Genomic DNA, 14,659 nt, shown 5'->3' with positions numbered 1-14,659 from the left:
CAATGAGCGACGTAACGCTTTCTCCCACCGCCGCCCCGCCTGCAACCGCCGAGCCCAGCCTGCACCGCGTGATGGGGCCGTGGCTGCTGCTGCTCTTCATCGTCGGCGACATTCTCGGCACCGGCATCTACGCGCTGACCGGGCAGGTCGCCAAACAGGTCGGCGGCGTGGTCTGGCTGCCCTTCCTGATCGCCTTCATCGTCGCGATGATCACGGCGTTCAGCTATCTCGAACTGGTCACCAAGTATCCGCGGGCCGCCGGCGCGGCGCTCTATGCGCATAAGGCTTTCGGCGTCCATTTCATCACCTTCATCGTCGCCTTCGCGGTGATGTGCTCGGGCATCACCTCGGCCTCGACCGCCTCGCGCGCCTTCGCGGCGAACATGTCGAGCGCCTTCGGGCTCGGCCTTTCCGGGGGCATCGGCATTACGCTGCTCGGGCTGGGCTTCATGGCGATCGTCGCGGCGGTGAACTTCCGCGGCGTCGGCGAGAGCGTGAAGGCCAATGTCGTGCTGACCTGCGTCGAGCTGACCGGCCTCCTGATCGTGATCTTCGTCGGCTTGTGGGCGATCGCCGCCGGACAGGGCGATGTCTCGCGGGTGATGCAGTTCAAGCCGGCCGGCGATGGCGGCATGTTCTGGCCGGTGATCGCCGCGACCACCCTCGCCTTCTTCGCGATGGTCGGCTTCGAGGACTCGGTCAACATGGCCGAGGAATGCAAGGAGCCGACGCGGATCTTCCCGAAGGTGCTGCTCGCCGGCCTCGTCATCACCGGCGTAATCTATGTGCTGGTCTCGATCTCGGCGATCACGCTGGTCTCGCCCGAGCAGCTTGGCGAGGGTGAGACGCCGCTGCTCAAGGTGGTCGCGGCCGGCGCGCCGAACTTCCCGATCTGGATCTTCGGCTTCATCACCATGTTCGCGGTCGCCAACAGCGCGCTGATCAACATGCTGATGGCGAGCCGGCTGGTCTACGGCATGAGCCGCGAGCATGTGCTGCCGCCGGTGCTCGGCAAGGTCCATCCGAGCCGGCGCAGCCCCTATGTCGCGATCGCCTTCACGACGCTGCTCGCCTTCGCGCTGATCACCTTCGTCGGCGAGGTCCCTGCGCTCGGCGGCACCACGGCGCTGCTGCTGCTCTGCGTCTTCACGGTCGTCAACATCGCCGTGCTGATCCTGCGCAAGGACCCGGTCGACCACGACCATTTCCGCACCCCGACCATCCTGCCGGTGGCGGGCGCCCTGTTCTGCGCCTTCTTCGCCGGGCCGTGGACCGGTCGCGACCCGGTCCAGTACAAGATCGCCGGCGTGCTGATCGGCATCGGCGTCGTGCTCTGGGTGGTCACGGTGATGGTCAATCGCGCCACGGGCGTGCGCCCGAGCGACCCGACCATGGAGGACATCGGCGGCCACGGGCCGGTGAACTGAAGGCGGCGGCAGAAAGAAAAAAGCCGCCGGCGCGCGAGCACCGGCGGCTTTCATGCGGCAGTGACGCCGCTCAGAGCTGGTGGCCGCGCTTGCGCATCTCGGCATAGAAGCGGTCATAGAGCAGGTTGCTGGTCGCAACGCTCCAGGGCTGCATCACCGTGAAGATCTCATCGATGACCTCAGGCCGGAAGGTGTTGTAGCGCTGGCCGACCGGCGAGTTGAAGAAGGCCGCGACTTCCTTCAGGTCAGGCTCGGTCATCTTACCGGCGAAAGCGCGCGCCGAGGTGTCGACGATCTCGTTGCGCTTGGCCTCGGCATCGTCCTTGAGGCTGGCAAGGATTTCGTCGATGTCCTTCTTCAGCTCGGGCCGCGTCGTGCCGACGCTCTGGCGCACACCGGCGACGAATTCGGTGTAGATCGAGTCGAAGGACTGGGCGAGGCCGGAGGAGACGACCACGTCGCGGGCTGCCTTCAGATGCTCGGGGCTCGGCGCCTGCTGCGCCAGCGCCGGCGCGGCAAGCAGCGCCAGCGAAAGGATCGCGCCGGCAAGGCTGTGACGGATCATGCAGGTTTCCCCTTTATCGAATCGCGGCGCCGGCCGCACCCGCCGCATGAGGCGGCAAATCGTGGCCGGACACACTGTTGGCCGCTCTTAGAACATGTCCAGCCAAAGTGGAAACCACTTTTGCTGCGTGCCTTCGTTGTCGGGACATTGCCGAGAAAGCTGGCGCCAACGTGGCGAGAATCCGGCTTCAGCCGCGCTTGGCCGCCACGTCCCCGTAGACCTGCACGCCAGCTGGCCCCGCGACGAAGGCGGCCGTCGCCAGGCCGATGAACAGGCCGCTCTCGACCACGCCGGGCACCTGATTCAGCAAGGCCGCAAGCCGCTCGGGATTCGCAATGCTGCCGAGATGCGCATCCAGGATGAAATGACCGCCATCGGTCAGCAGCATCGATCCATCCGGCCGCTTGCGCAGAACGAGATCGCCGCTCGCACCGGCAGCGGCGATCGCGGCTGCGGTCGCGCGCCTGGTCGCCTCGAGGCCGAAGGGCACGACCTCGATCGGCAGCGGGAAACGGCCGAGCGTCGCGACCTGCTTGCCGTCATCCGCGATGACGATCATCCGCTGCGAGGCCGCAGCGACGATCTTCTCGCGCAGCAGGGCGGCGCCCCCGCCCTTGATCAGCCGCAGGGCACCGTCGATCTCGTCGGCACCGTCGATGGTGAGGTCGAGCTCCGGCGTCTCGTCGAGCGTCGACATCGGGATGCCGAGGCCGAGCGCCTGCGCCTGCGTCGCCTCCGAAGTCGCGACGCAGAGTACGTCGAGCCCGGCGGCCACCTTCGCACCGAGGCCGTCGACGAAGAGCTTGGCGGTGGAACCCGTGCCGAGGCCAAGCCGCATGCCCGGCTGCACCAGCGCCAGCGCCGCTTCGGCAGCAGCCTTCTTGAGATCATCGCTCATGCGCCGAGCCCGCCGACGAGCATGTACTTCATCTCGACGAACTCATCGATGCCGTGCAGCGAGCCTTCACGGCCGAGGCCGGATTCCTTGACGCCGCCGAAGGGCGCGACCTCGGTGCCGAGCATGGCCGAGTTGATGCCGACCATGCCGTATTCCAGCTCTTCGGCAACGCGGAAGGCGCGGCCGAGATCCCTGGTGTAGAAATAGGCTGCGAGGCCGAAGGGCGTGTCGTTCGCGAGCGCGACGACCTCGTCCTCATTCTTGAAGCTGTAGACGGGCGCGACCGGACCGAAGGTCTCCTCGCGCGTCACCAGCATCTTGGTGGTCACACCCGACAGCACGGTCGGCTCGTAGAAGCTGCGGCCCAGCGCATGGCGCTTACCGCCGGTCACGACCTTGGCCCCGCCCGCCACCGCGTCGGCGACATGGCGCTCGACCTTCTCGACCGCGCGCGCATTGATCAGCGGCCCCTGCACCACGCCGACCTCGACGCCGTTGCCGACCTTCATCCTGGCGACTTCGCCGGCGAACTTCGCCACGAACTCGTCATGGATGCCCTCCTGCACGAAGAGCCGGTTGGTGCAGACGCAGGTCTGGCCCATGTTGCGGAACTTGGCCGCAATCGCGCCCTGAACGGCGGCGTCGACATCGGCATCGTCGAAGACGATGAAGGGCGCGTTGCCGCCGAGCTCGAGCCCGACCTTCTTCACGGTCGAGGCCGCCTGCTGCATCAGGAGCTTGCCGACCGGGGTCGAGCCGGTGAAGCCGATGAAGCGCACCGTCGGATGCGAGGTCATCACGCCACCGATCGCCGCGGCGTCACCGGTGACGACGTTGATCACGCCCTTGGGGAAGCCGGCGCGCTCGGCGAGCTCGACCAGAGCGAGCGCGGTGAGCGGGGTGTCCGGCGCCGGCTTGACCACGAAGGTGCAGCCCGCGGCAAGGCCGGGCGCGCATTTGCGGGTGATCATCGCCGCCGGGAAATTCCAGGGCGTGATCGCGGCGCAGACGCCGACCGGCTGCTTCTGCACGATGATGCGCGAATTCGGAAAAGGCGAGGGAATCGTCTCGCCATAGATGCGCTTGGCTTCCTCGGCGTAGAACTCGACGAAGGAGGCGGCATAGGCGACCTCGCCGCGCGCCTCGGCGAGCGGCTTGCCCTGCTCGGCCGTCATGATCTGCGCCAGGTCCTCCTGGTTCGCCATGATCAGCTCGAACCATTTGCGCAGGATCGTCGAGCGCTCCTTGGCGGACTTCTTGGCCCAGGGCTTGAAGGCGCGCGAAGCCGCCTCGACCGCCGCTGTCGTCTCGTTCGCGCCGAAGCGCGGCACCTTCGCCAGAAGCTCACCGGTCGCGGGATTGTCGACCGCATCGACGCCCTCGCCGATCCAGCTGCCGTCGACATAGCACTGCGAGCGAAGGAGCGCGGGGTCGTTGAGCTTTAGCATGGCAGGCCTCGGACATTGCGGAGGGGATGCCGGCCTCTAGCATGCGCGCACCGGGCTTGCCGACAGCAAAAAGGCCGCATCGCGCGCATGGGCCGCCCGGCGAAGACCGTCCAGCCGGCAAAAGCGCCTGCTATTTCGCCTGCGGCGTGCAGACCACCTTATCGTCGAAGACGTAGCAGATGCTCATTTCGCCGGTGCGGACATTGGCACGGAAGATGCCGCCTTCGCGCTCATGTCGCGACGGCACGAGAACGTAATCGCTCGGCGGCTGAGGCCCCGCCCCCTCGCCGGCCGGGAAGCAGGCGGTGACGCCGATGCCGCCCTCCTTCAGCTGGAACTGGCAGGCGCCAACCTCGCCGGTCGCCTTGTCGACGCGATAGACGCGGTTGAGATCGGTCTGCGGCGCCGGTGCGAATTCGAACGGCGCCGCATGTGCGGGAGCCGCCAGGAACGCCGCAACGAAGCCGGCGAGCGAGAGCGCCCGGCCAAGCCTGCGCTTCGGATTTTCCGAGATCTTCGACACCACTGCGACCCTTCAGACGATTCGTCCGCAGACTACCATGCCGGCCAGCCGGGATGAGCCCGCCAAATTGCCGGGCACGCCAATGTGAGCAGAAACGCGCGGCGCCGCCCGGCTCTTGCCAAGCTGGGGACGAAGGCCTTTAAGCCGAGCAACGCAGCCATAGAGATCGCCATGTCCCTGCCTCCCATCGTCGTTTTCGACCTCGACGGCACGCTCGCCGAAACCGCACCCGACATCATGCGCACGCTCAACGTCATCCTAGAGCGCGAGGGCCTGCCGGCCCTGCCGGTCGAGCGGGCACGCGAACTGGTCGGCGCCGGCGCGCGCGCCCTGATCGAGCGCGGTTTCAAGGTCAGCGGCCGCCCGCTCGGAGCCGAGAAGCTCGAACTGCTGTTCGAGGATTTCCTTTCGATCTACGCCGAGGCCGTCGCGCCCAACAGCTTCGTCCATGACGGCGTCATCGGCGCGCTCGACACGCTCGCCGCAGAGGGCTTCGTCTTCGGCGTCTGCACCAACAAGCCGATCCTGCACACGCGGCTGATCCTCGACCATTTCGCCATCACCGACCGCTTCGCAGCGATCGCCGGGCGCGACAGCTTTCCGTTCTTCAAGCCCGACCCGCGCCATCTGACGCAGACGATCGCCGAGGCCGGCGCCGATCCGCGGCGCGCGGTGATGGTCGGCGATTCGTACACCGATATCGCGACCGCCCGCGCCGCCGGGCTGCCGGTGATCTGCGTGCCCTTCGGCTACACCGACGTGCCGATCGAGAGCCTGTCGCCCGATCTGGTGATCCAGCACTTCAGCGAATTGCCGAAGGCGGTGCGCCAGCTGACCGGCGGTGAACCGGCACTCGCTGAGCGTTCTTGACGGCGCAGCCGCGCCCCACTAGGAACAGCGCGGTCCGGGCGGCTAGCTCAGCGGTAGAGCACTCCCTTCACACGGGAGGGGTCACAGGTTCGATCCCTGTGCCGCCCACCATTACCTTCCCAAGCCGATAGAATTTGCCGCGCATGGCGGCATCGCGCTGGTTCGGCCTCGGGCCAGCCCGACGTTGCCGCAGACGAGACACGCCTTTGGCTGGGAACAATCACTGACGGCGATTCGTTTCAGCATGGTGCCTTGGCGCCCGAGGCGGCGACGACGCCCGTGAGGCATTAGCGGAAGATTTACTGCAGGGCGCCCATGATCGCCTTCGGCGTTGGCGCTCGAGTGACCCATGATCTATTTCGGAATCATCTGCCTGGCTTCGCTGGCCATCTTCGTCGAGATGGCAGATCGCGCGCCCGAGCTCCCGTGGCACGACTGATCGACCCGTCGCGACCCAACCAGGTCTGCCAAATCCAATAGCGCCGGAAAGCAGCGACCGCCCGGTCGGGCAAGGCCACTTTTCGTAGCCAACCGCCCCCGCCGCAAGGCCGGGCAATGTTCCAGCAAGCCGACGCGCCGACCACTCCGCCGGGATCTCCCGTGGAGCTCGGATCATGCGATTCGGAAATCAACCCTCTGCGGCCTTCGCCGGCCGCGCCCTGCACGCCTATCTCGACTTCGTCCAGCGGACGACGCGCTTCAAGCCGGCGATCCCCGGCGCCAGGCCCTGGGAGCGCAGCCGCGAGCCCTTCATCGCCCTGACCTGGCACGGCCAGCAGATGCTGAGCCTCGCCGCGCTCGACGGCGCAGCACAAGTCGCGGTCCTGACCTCGCTGCACTTCGACGGAACCGTGGTGGCCTCGGTGGTGGAGCGAGCCGGCTTTCGCGTCATCCGCGGCTCGGGCACCCAGAGCCGCCCGAAGATCATGGCCAAGCGGGCCATTCCCGCCTTCTTCGAGATGCGCGAGGCGCTGCGCGACGGAACCAGCCTGCTGCTTACCGCCGATGTGCCGAAGGTCGCGCGCATCGCCGGCAAGGGGGCGGTCCAGCTCGCGCGCTCGACGGGCCGGCCGATCTATCTGTTCGCGGCGGTAACGAGCGCGCGCCTCGACCTAGACAATTGGGACAGGGCCAGCATCGCCCTGCCCTTTGGCCGCGGCTGCATCCTCTGGTCGGAGCCGCTCTTCGTTCGCAGATCGGCCGACGAGCGCGAAATGGGCCTGATCGCACTCGATATTTCGAGTCAGCTCGACGAATTGCACGCCACGGCGCACCGCCTTCTCGAGCGGCGCTGACCCGGCTTGCCCTTCCTACCCTGGTCGGTCCGGCGCTCTTCAGCGGCCGGGCGGCGCGCAGTCGGCCGGCGTGGCGCAGATCCTGCCGGGCGGACGCAGCTGTTGCGGCGCCTCGCTCGGCGCGATGACGATGCGGCTGAGGTCGCCGGAGAAGCGCAGGCCGAGCCCGGAGGAGATCAGCACGATCCGGGCCCGCGGCGATGCCAGGATCGTCGCATTGGCACCGGCGAGGAAATGGGCGCTGCCGCCGATGCTGGCATAGGTGCCGAAGACATCCTCGCGCCGGTCGAGACCATAGACCAGCATGATCACCCGGCCGTAATCGGCGCCGAGGCCGATGCCGACGGAGAGCGCCGACCAGCTCACGGGAACCGGGACGCCATCCGAGAAACGCAATTCGCCGCTGCCATGCCGCCCGCCGATCACGAAGGAGCCGCTGAGCTCGCCGCCGACGATATAGGCGTTGGGTTCGCCGAAGAGCGCGAGCGAGCGCTCGATCGGGATGCTGACCGTCTTGGAGGTGGTGTCGAACACCGTCTCGACCAGCCGAAAGATGTCCTGCCGCGAAGTCGTCGGCAATTGGCCAGCCCGGACATCCCGATCCGTCACTACAAGCTGCGCCAGCACGAGGCCCGGAGCGAGAGCCAGCAGCGCAACCAGCAGGCAACGCAGCGCAGGCCAATTCCGGCGGACACGTAGCGCAGGCATCAGGCCGGCAGCTCCAGGAGAGAGTTGAACGGCAATGGCGATACGGTCCATGCAGAAAGCGGAAGGGACGAGTGCCCGGCTCCGCAACCCATAGCCCGATCGAGGTTCCGTGACGACCCGCAACGCCGCCTCGATCTTGCTTCGGCCCCGGCCGACAGCACTGCCGGCCATGGCCGGCTTCGATCTTCTCCAGCATAGTGGCGCCGATTAGTCATGACATCGCTGTCACGCGCCCTCACCATCCGCCTGTCGCTTCTTGGCATCGTCCTGCTCACCGCCTTCGTCGGCGCCGTTTGTGCCTTCGCCCTGATCACCGAGGATCCGGCGGCCCTGCGCAACGACGTCACCTCCCAGATCATCCAGCAAGGCGTGAGCCAGCCAGCCGGCAAAGCCTTGCAGGTCGAAAAGACCGCGGGCCTGCTCCAGATCGAGCGCAATAGCCCCGGCCTCTGGTACCTGGTCTCCGACGGACGTTCGGTCGTCGAGTATGCGCCAGAATTGCGGCCGGGGCTGCCGATCGACATCCGGCTCGACGGCCCGACCATTGCCGCTCAGATGCGGGTCGGCGGCGACAACGCCCTCGCCTTCGATGTGATCGAGAAGGATGGCAACCGCATCATCGTCGCGACCGGCGGCGGCCGCCCGGGCTGGGACCTGATCCTCGGCTACTTTCTGTGGGCGATGGCCTGGCCTACTCTGGCGATCTCGGTGATTTTCGGCCTGCTGATCGCAGGCGCCATCGCGATGTCGGTGTCCTACATCAGTGAGCGACTACACAGCGCGGCGGAAGCCGCGGCCCGAATCGACCCGAAGGCGCCGCGCGGCCTGCTGCCGACCGAGGAGACGCCGGCCGAGCTGATGCCGCTGACGACCGCGCTGAACGCCGCGCTCGACCAGATCGCCGGCAATATGGAGACGCAGCGACGCTTCATGAACAATGTCGCGCATGAGCTGCGCACCCCGCTGACCGTGATGCGCGGCCGGGTCGACGCGCTGCCGAACGACCAGATGCGGCTGGCTCTCACCACCGATATCAGCCGGCTGACCACCATCGTCTCGTCGATGCTGCAGCTCGCCCGCCTGCACAGCAGCGAGCTCCCCTTCGAACCGCTTCAGCTAAACGCGATCGCCCGTGCGGTGCTGGCCGACCTGGCGCCGCTGATTCTCGACAATGGCGCCGATGTCGCGCTGGAAGAGGAAGGCGAGCGGCGGGCGCTGATCGAGGCCAATGAACCGACGGTGCGCGCGGCCATCGCCAATCTCGTCGACAACGCGCTGCGCCATGCCAAGGCGAAGTCGACGATCATGGTCAAGGTGATCGACGGTGCGGTGATCGAGGTCGCCGATGACGGGATCGGCATCGCGGCTTCCGACCGCCCGCAGATGACCGAGCCGTTCAACCGGATGTCGCCGAACTCGACCGGCGCCGGACTCGGCCTGACCATCGTGCGCGACATCATGGCCGCCCATGGCGGCACGCTGACCATTCTCGGCAGGCCGGGCGGCGGCACCGTGATGCGCCTCGTCTTCCCGCCGCAGGAGACGCGTGCCTGAGGCCGCTGATACGTTCCGCGTCCGGCAAAAGCGCCATCCCGGCCGCTACGACGTTGAGCGGCGCTACGGGACCTGTCCCAAGTGAAGGCTGGCTCGGATCGAGATCCGAACTCAGCCGGCGGCGTCGGAGACCCGCAACATGTAGCCGATGCCGCGCAGCGAGGTGATCTCGACCCGGGCGCCGGCATCCCTGAGCTTGCGCCGCAGCCGCGAGATCTGTGCCTCCAGCGTGTTGGATTCGATCAGATCGTCGAAGCCGTAGACCGCCTCGATCAGGACGTCGCGGGTGACGACCCGGCCGACGCGCTGAACCAGCGCCTCGAGGATCAAGGTCTCGCGTCGACGCAGATCGAGCATCTCCGAATCGACGGACGCACAGCGGCCCTCGAGATCGAGCGAGAGATTACCCGCCGTGATCACCAGCGAGCGTTTGGGGTGGCGGCGGCGCATGATGACCCGCAGCCGCGCCAGCAATTCCTCCGGCTCGAAGGGCTTGATGAGATAGTCGTCGGCGCCGCCGTTCAGCCCCTCGATGACGTCAGCCTTGGCGTCGCGGGCTGTCAGGACCAGGAAGGCCGGCCGCGTCTCGGCCGTGCTGAGCGCCTTGACGATCGACAGGCCGTCGCCATCGGGCAGGCGCCGGTCGACGATGGCGATGTCGAAGGGCGTCGAGCGCAGGGCGGCGAGCGCCGCATCGACCGTCGTCGTGCGATCGGCGATGAGGCCGGCATTGGTGAGGAGGGAAGAGAGGAAGGCCATCAGCTGTGGCTCATCCTCGACGATCAGGGCGCGCATGAGAGAGAATCGGATCAGGGGTGCACGGATGAAACGTGATGCCGGAATAGGGGCGATGTATCCAGACGCATCACGCTCCATCCATGCCTGGGAACGGCCGCAGGCGCCGGCGCCGAACTGGTCACATCGACCTGATCGGTGAGCCGGCCGCTCGCTTCTGGACAGTGCCTCTTCGCAGATCGGCTTGCGCTGCAAGCCGGCAGAAAGGTCTTCCAGGGCCGCAAGATGATCCGGGCCGTCTCCGGCCCGGAAACTCAAGCACTCAGAACCGGTAGTTCAGACCGGTCTTGATGAGATGCTCGTTGACACCGACGCGGGTGCGGCCGGCACCCAGCTGGAAGTTCTGCTTGCCGAGCGAGACGTAGTTGTACTCGATCTTGGCGGAGAGATTGTCGGTGATGCCGTATTCGGCGCCGGCGCCGACGACATAGCCGAGCTTGCTCTTGTCCTTCGAGATCGGGCCGTTGCTGGCCTTCAGGCTGCCATAGGCGGCGCCGGCGAGGCCGTAGACCAGCACGCGGTCGAAGGCGACGCCGGCGCGAGCCTTCAAGGTACTGACGTAGCGCATGTCAGCACTGGTGCCGACGGTGCGCTTGGAGCCCTGGCCGATGCCGTTGATCGAGATGTCGGCCTCGAGACCGGTGACGAGACGGCCTGACTGCACGGTGTAGCCGATCTGGCCGCCGAACAGGGCCTCGTTGCGGCTCTTGCGGGCGACGCCCTGGAAGCGGTCGAAAGCGGCGCCGGCGTGGGCACCGACATAGACACCGTTCCAGTTATAGGTCCGCGGCTGGGAATAGGCCGGCTGCCATTGCTGGACGGGCACGCGACGATCGGCCGCCATAGCGGGAACTGCGAGCAGGGCCAGCAGGCCGACCATCGGGATGAGACGTTTCATCGAAGACTCCTTGCAGCGGCTCGCTCGCCGCCGACGCATCTGCCTTGCGACCCTCATGTCCGGGCATCGGACCGGGTCGACGCGGTGCAGATTGCGGGCGAAGATTACGGCAAGGTTGCCCGTCCTACGGGCCCCCGCGGCAAGGCAGGCTTCTCCGAGATCTGGGTTGGAGGGGGGACGAGAGCGCGCGAGCGGCGGGCGCTCAGTTCCGGGCGCTGCGCACGGGAAGCGCCCCCGAATCTCCGGCGCCGGCCGCGCGCTCGGCTAGCGGCGCGGTCGCCAGGAACTGCTCGATCGCAAGCTGGGTGATGTCGCCGGAATGGCCGGAACGGTGCAGGCCGAGGATCAGGCGTGCGAGCCATTCGCGGTGCGGGTTCTCGAAGGGGCCGTCGATCGGCGCGACGTGCTGCCACGCCTCGTGAAAGACGCTACCCAGAGCGGCGAGCTCTTCGGGCCCGGCATTGAATTGGCACGCAGACATGGCGAGCTTCCCGGCTTATCCCGGAGCGGAACAGAGCCCGCCCGGCCTTGCAATCGGAAATTGCCCCTCGCCGCAGTTCTATGGGAACGATCGGTTAACGACAATCCGAAAAGCCATCACAGGCTGCGCACGATTTCGCGCGGATGAAGCGCCGCGAAAGCGCGGGCCGAATCACGAAACGCCATCCAGGCGGACCGCAGTTCGGTGTCGGCGCGGTGCGCTGCGGGAAGAAGAGGACGGGTGCGCTCGTCGACCGCCGCATCCGGGTCTATGCGTGCCGAGCGACAGAGTGCGCGCGCAATCCTGATGATGCGCTGTTCCTCATTGTCGTCGGGAATCATGGTCGACCGGCCTCTTTTCACCGCCAAGCGGGCGGCGGGACGAGAACGCGCGACGACCGGTGCGGTTCCATGATCTGACGCCTCGCTTTCGCCGGAAAAGCGCCCAGATCGCCCCAAGCGGAACTCGAACGGCTGGGCTCTGTTGCAGTGCCGCAACGGACCTACCCAAAGGAGAGAGGGTCGCGCCGATGTGAATGTCGATCGATTGCGCCAGGCAGGCGTTGCTGTCAGAAACTTGGGGAATTGTTGACTTTTTTGCGTCAGCTTTTCCTTCCGCGCCACCGCTCACTTCCTGTTTGAGGCTACAATGACCCGTTTCTTCAATCTGGCACTGATCGCCGGCGTGTGCCTTTCGGCCAGCGCGACCGTCGCCGTCGCCGAGATCGACCCGCTGACCCGCCAGCCGCTGATCCAGTATGTCGATCCGGCTAAGGCGCAGGCGACCGCCATCCCGCGTGAGATCGTTTCCTATTCCACCAATCAGCGCCCCGGCACCATCGTCATCAACACTGCCGAGCGCCGCCTCTATTACGTCCTGCCCGACGGCAAGGCCGTCCGCTACGGCGTCGGCGTCGGCCGCCCCGGCTTCGACTGGGCCGGCGTGCAGACTGTCTCGCGCAAGACCGAGTGGCCGACCTGGACGCCGCCAGCGCAGATGCTGAAGCGCCGCCCCGACCTGCCGCGCTTCATGCCGGGCGGCCCGGAGAACCCGATGGGCGCCCGCGCGCTCTATCTCGGCTCGACGCTTTACCGCATCCATGGCTCGAACGAGCCGGAGACGATCGGCCAGGCTGTGTCCTCGGGCTGCATCCGCATGCTGAACGACGACGTGATCGATCTCTACGAGCGCGCCAAGGTCGGCACCCGGGTCGTCGTCGCCCGCTGAGCGGCAACCCCTCTCATCTTACGGAAAGGCCGGCCTCGCGCCGGCCTTTCTTCGTTGCGGCGGTCGGAGCTGGCCCGTTCCCGCGGCGCTACTGACCAAGCGCCTCAAGCGGGCGCTTCTGCTTCCAGCACAGGCACCACGTCGGAGCTGTGCCGACGCGCGAAGACTCGCGGCGAACAGCCGACCCGCTTGCGAAAGGCCGTGCTGAAGGCGCTGGCCGAGTCGTAGCCGACGGTTTCCGCCAGCCGGTCGAGCGATTTCACGCCCCGGCTGAGGGCGTCGCGGGCGAGCGCCATGCGCCAGCGCATGAGATAGTCGATCGGCGCGCAGCCAACGGCCTCCGTGAACCGGGCCGCGAAGGTCGAGCGCGACATGCCGGCGAGGCTTGCGAGCCCGGCGACCGTCCAGCCCGCCGCGACGTCAGCGTGAATGGCGCGCAGGACCCTGGCGAGAGCCGGCTCGCCCAATCCTGCCAGAAGGCCGGCTGGCAGCTCACCCTGCTCTGGGACCCGTGCCCGGAGGCACTCGACCAGCATGACCTCAAGCAGGCGGCTCAGGATCATGTCGCGACCGGGCCGATCGGCCTCGCACTCCTCCCTGATCAGCCCGGCAATACCGGCCATCCTTCCGGTCAGCCCTTCGGCCGCACGGATATGGATCATCTCCGGGAGGAGCGCGAGCAGCAGCCCGGCATTGGCCGGCTCGATCTGGAAGGCGCCGCCGAGCATCGCGAAATCGGGCTCGCCCTCGCGCTCGCCATGTCTGACGGCCTCGTGCGACGGCGCTGCCGGGCGGCAGGCCATCCCGGGCTCGCTGGACAGCGAGAAGGCGGGCGTCGCCGGCAGGAGCAGGAAATCGCCCTCACCGAGTCGCAGCGGCGCGCCATCGCCGAGCGCGAGCCAGCAATGCCCGGCGAGCACGAGCGCGAAGCCCGGCTGCCCATAGGCTGCATAGCGCACGCCCCAGGCGCCGCGGCCGGTAATCGGCTTCGACACCGCAGTGTGCGGACGCAGCAGGGCGACGATCTCGCTGAGCGGATCCATTCTGGACGATCCATAACTCTTTCCGGCGATCTGATTATAGATCGTCGCGAGGCACTGTCTATTGAATGGGGTGCAGAAAATGGAGATCTGAATGACCGAGACAGTCCTCATCACCGGCACTTCGTCAGGCTATGGCAAGGCGACGGCCGAACATTTCCTCAGCCGCGGCTGGAATGTGCTGGCGACGATGCGACGCCCCGATCCCGGCCTGTTCGGCGCGCGCACCGAGCGGCTGAAAGTGCTTCCGCTCGACGTGACGGACCAGCGCAGCATCGATGCTGCAATCGCCGAGGGAGTCGCCGCCTTCGGCGCCATCGACGTGCTGGTCAACAATGCCGGGATCGGCATGGCCTCGATCGTCGAAGCGACGCCGGATGCGACGATCCGCGAGGTGTTCGAGACCAACACCTTCGGTGTCTTCGCGACCTGCCGGGCCATCATCCCGCAGATGCGCCGGCAGGGTGGCGGGCGGATCGTCAACGTCACCTCGAGCACCACCATCGGGGTGATGCCGCTGGTCGCGGTCTATGCCGCCAGCAAATGCGCCGTCGAAGGCTTCACGGAATCGCTCGCCTATGAGCTCGAGGGTTTTGGCATCAAGGCGAGGCTGGTCGAGCCCGGCTATGCTCCGACCACCAGCTTCACCGCCAATGGCGCCGAGCGCATGCAGGGCCTGATGCCGAAGGATTACGGCGCCTTCATCCAGTCTTGCTTCGGCAAGATGGCGAATTATCCGACCGCCTACTGCGCCGAAGCGGAGGTCGCGGAGGCCGTGTTCCGGGCAGCGACGGAGGATGGGCCGCAGTTGCGCTATCCGGCAGGCCCGGACAGCAAGCTGTTGGCGCAGCTGCGCTGGTCGACCTCGGAGGAGCATTATCTCGGCAGGATGCGGGAGATGTTCGGCCCCGCCCCCTCCCCCTGATGGAG

General features: G+C 67.1%; 16 protein-coding genes and 1 tRNA gene. 7 read left to right on the top strand and 10 right to left on the bottom strand.

The features are described from left to right. Positions 1 to 2: 2 nt before the first annotated feature. Complete coding sequence (locus RKE40_RS14190) at positions 3 to 1,427, top strand: APC family permease (protein WP_316018882.1); 1,425 nt, start codon at positions 3 to 5, stop codon at positions 1,425 to 1,427. Between the two features lie 70 nt (positions 1,428 to 1,497). Here RKE40_RS14190 and RKE40_RS14185 read toward each other — a convergent pair whose 3' ends face one another. From RKE40_RS14185 to RKE40_RS14170, 4 genes are all read right to left on the bottom strand, one after another. After that, positions 1,498 to 1,992 carry a DUF2059 domain-containing protein gene (locus tag RKE40_RS14185; RefSeq protein ID WP_316018881.1) on the bottom strand — a complete coding sequence of 165 codons (495 nt, stop codon included), beginning with the start codon at positions 1,990 to 1,992 and terminating at the stop codon, positions 1,498 to 1,500. Between the two features lie 187 nt (positions 1,993 to 2,179). After that, positions 2,180 to 2,890: a ribose-5-phosphate isomerase RpiA gene (gene rpiA / locus RKE40_RS14180; RefSeq protein WP_316018880.1), complete on the bottom strand. Its 711-nt coding sequence runs from the start codon at positions 2,888 to 2,890 to the stop codon at positions 2,180 to 2,182. Continuing rightward, the gene (locus RKE40_RS14175; protein ID WP_316018879.1) at positions 2,887 to 4,338 is read right to left on the bottom strand and encodes an NAD-dependent succinate-semialdehyde dehydrogenase; all 1,452 of its coding nucleotides are present in this window, start codon (positions 4,336 to 4,338) and stop codon (positions 2,887 to 2,889) included. The genes rpiA and RKE40_RS14175 overlap by 4 nt, the downstream gene beginning before the upstream one ends. A gap of 130 nt (positions 4,339 to 4,468) precedes the next feature. Beyond that, on the bottom strand, positions 4,469 to 4,786 hold the full coding sequence (locus RKE40_RS14170; protein WP_316018940.1) for a hypothetical protein: 318 nt from the start codon (positions 4,784 to 4,786) through the stop codon (positions 4,469 to 4,471). Between the two features lie 246 nt (positions 4,787 to 5,032). On the opposite strand from RKE40_RS14170, the gene RKE40_RS14165 reads away from it, so the two are divergent. The 3 genes from RKE40_RS14165 (at position 5,033) to RKE40_RS14155 (ending at position 7,026) form a co-directional block, all read left to right on the top strand. Beyond that, entirely contained in the window at positions 5,033 to 5,731 is a 699-nt protein-coding gene (locus tag RKE40_RS14165; protein WP_316018878.1) for an HAD family hydrolase, read from the top strand. Between the two features lie 36 nt (positions 5,732 to 5,767). After that, positions 5,768 to 5,842, top strand: a tRNA-Val gene (locus RKE40_RS14160). A gap of 503 nt (positions 5,843 to 6,345) precedes the next feature. Continuing rightward, a complete protein-coding gene (locus RKE40_RS14155) occupies positions 6,346 to 7,026 on the top strand; it encodes a lysophospholipid acyltransferase family protein (protein WP_316018877.1) in 681 nt (226 codons plus the stop codon). A 39-nt stretch (positions 7,027 to 7,065) separates the two neighbouring features. On the opposite strand, the gene RKE40_RS14150 is transcribed toward RKE40_RS14155, so the two are convergent. Next, a complete protein-coding gene (locus tag RKE40_RS14150) occupies positions 7,066 to 7,734 on the bottom strand; it encodes an EipA family protein (RefSeq protein ID WP_316018876.1) in 669 nt (222 codons plus the stop codon). A gap of 213 nt (positions 7,735 to 7,947) precedes the next feature. On the opposite strand from RKE40_RS14150, the gene RKE40_RS14145 reads away from it, so the two are divergent. Continuing rightward, entirely contained in the window at positions 7,948 to 9,288 is a 1,341-nt protein-coding gene (locus RKE40_RS14145; RefSeq protein ID WP_316018875.1) for a sensor histidine kinase, read from the top strand. Positions 9,289 to 9,399: 111 nt separating this feature from the next. On the opposite strand, the gene RKE40_RS14140 is transcribed toward RKE40_RS14145, so the two are convergent. From RKE40_RS14140 to RKE40_RS14125, 4 genes are all read right to left on the bottom strand, one after another. Continuing rightward, positions 9,400 to 10,083 carry a response regulator transcription factor gene (locus RKE40_RS14140; RefSeq protein ID WP_316018874.1) on the bottom strand — a complete coding sequence of 228 codons (684 nt, stop codon included), beginning with the start codon at positions 10,081 to 10,083 and terminating at the stop codon, positions 9,400 to 9,402. A 262-nt stretch (positions 10,084 to 10,345) separates the two neighbouring features. Continuing rightward, on the bottom strand, positions 10,346 to 10,981 hold the full coding sequence (locus RKE40_RS14135; protein ID WP_316018873.1) for an outer membrane protein: 636 nt from the start codon (positions 10,979 to 10,981) through the stop codon (positions 10,346 to 10,348). 202 nt (positions 10,982 to 11,183) lie between these two features. Continuing rightward, entirely contained in the window at positions 11,184 to 11,462 is a 279-nt protein-coding gene (locus tag RKE40_RS14130; RefSeq protein ID WP_316018872.1) for a hypothetical protein, read from the bottom strand. A 116-nt stretch (positions 11,463 to 11,578) separates the two neighbouring features. Then, positions 11,579 to 11,803, bottom strand: coding sequence for a hypothetical protein (locus tag RKE40_RS14125; protein ID WP_316018871.1), 225 nt, complete (start codon positions 11,801 to 11,803; stop codon positions 11,579 to 11,581). A 307-nt stretch (positions 11,804 to 12,110) separates the two neighbouring features. On the opposite strand from RKE40_RS14125, the gene RKE40_RS14120 reads away from it, so the two are divergent. After that, complete coding sequence (locus RKE40_RS14120) at positions 12,111 to 12,689, top strand: L,D-transpeptidase (RefSeq protein ID WP_316018870.1); 579 nt, start codon at positions 12,111 to 12,113, stop codon at positions 12,687 to 12,689. A gap of 104 nt (positions 12,690 to 12,793) precedes the next feature. Here the strand turns inward: RKE40_RS14120 and RKE40_RS14115 are convergent, their stop codons facing one another. Then, positions 12,794 to 13,732, bottom strand: a complete 939-nt coding sequence (locus tag RKE40_RS14115) for an AraC family transcriptional regulator (RefSeq protein ID WP_316018869.1) — start codon at positions 13,730 to 13,732, stop codon at positions 12,794 to 12,796. 91 nt (positions 13,733 to 13,823) lie between these two features. Between RKE40_RS14115 and RKE40_RS14110 the strand changes: the two genes are divergently transcribed. Next, on the top strand, positions 13,824 to 14,654 hold the full coding sequence (locus RKE40_RS14110) for an SDR family oxidoreductase (RefSeq protein WP_316018868.1): 831 nt from the start codon (positions 13,824 to 13,826) through the stop codon (positions 14,652 to 14,654). Positions 14,655 to 14,659: the final 5 nt, after the last annotated feature.

The organism is Allobosea rubneri (assembly GCF_032464875.1).
GTDB classification, from domain to species: domain Bacteria; phylum Pseudomonadota; class Alphaproteobacteria; order Rhizobiales; family Beijerinckiaceae; genus Allobosea; species Allobosea rubneri.
This window is presented reverse-complemented; position numbering and strand designations above follow the sequence as displayed.

Bases quoted from the DNA above. Each gene is read 5' to 3' on its own strand.
- RKE40_RS14120 (WP_316018870.1), top strand. From the start codon at position 12,111: ATGACCCGTTTCTTCAATCTGGCACTGATCGCCGGCGTGTGCCTTTCG.
- RKE40_RS14165 (WP_316018878.1), top strand. From the start codon at position 5,033: ATGTCCCTGCCTCCCATCGTCGTTTTCGACCTCGACGGCACGCTCGCC.
- RKE40_RS14110 (WP_316018868.1), top strand. From the start codon at position 13,824: ATGACCGAGACAGTCCTCATCACCGGCACTTCGTCAGGCTATGGCAAG.
- rpiA (WP_316018880.1), bottom strand. From the start codon at position 2,890: ATGAGCGATGATCTCAAGAAGGCTGCTGCCGAAGCGGCGCTGGCGCTG.
- RKE40_RS14155 (WP_316018877.1), top strand. From the start codon at position 6,346: ATGCGATTCGGAAATCAACCCTCTGCGGCCTTCGCCGGCCGCGCCCTG.
- RKE40_RS14115 (WP_316018869.1), bottom strand. From the start codon at position 13,732: ATGGATCCGCTCAGCGAGATCGTCGCCCTGCTGCGTCCGCACACTGCG.
- RKE40_RS14130 (WP_316018872.1), bottom strand. From the start codon at position 11,462: ATGTCTGCGTGCCAATTCAATGCCGGGCCCGAAGAGCTCGCCGCTCTG.
- RKE40_RS14175 (WP_316018879.1), bottom strand. From the start codon at position 4,338: ATGCTAAAGCTCAACGACCCCGCGCTCCTTCGCTCGCAGTGCTATGTC.
- RKE40_RS14140 (WP_316018874.1), bottom strand. From the start codon at position 10,083: ATGCGCGCCCTGATCGTCGAGGATGAGCCACAGCTGATGGCCTTCCTC.
- RKE40_RS14135 (WP_316018873.1), bottom strand. From the start codon at position 10,981: ATGAAACGTCTCATCCCGATGGTCGGCCTGCTGGCCCTGCTCGCAGTT.
- RKE40_RS14185 (WP_316018881.1), bottom strand. From the start codon at position 1,992: ATGATCCGTCACAGCCTTGCCGGCGCGATCCTTTCGCTGGCGCTGCTT.
- RKE40_RS14145 (WP_316018875.1), top strand. From the start codon at position 7,948: ATGACATCGCTGTCACGCGCCCTCACCATCCGCCTGTCGCTTCTTGGC.
- RKE40_RS14125 (WP_316018871.1), bottom strand. From the start codon at position 11,803: ATGATTCCCGACGACAATGAGGAACAGCGCATCATCAGGATTGCGCGC.
- RKE40_RS14190 (WP_316018882.1), top strand. From the start codon at position 3: ATGAGCGACGTAACGCTTTCTCCCACCGCCGCCCCGCCTGCAACCGCC.
- RKE40_RS14150 (WP_316018876.1), bottom strand. From the start codon at position 7,734: ATGCCTGCGCTACGTGTCCGCCGGAATTGGCCTGCGCTGCGTTGCCTG.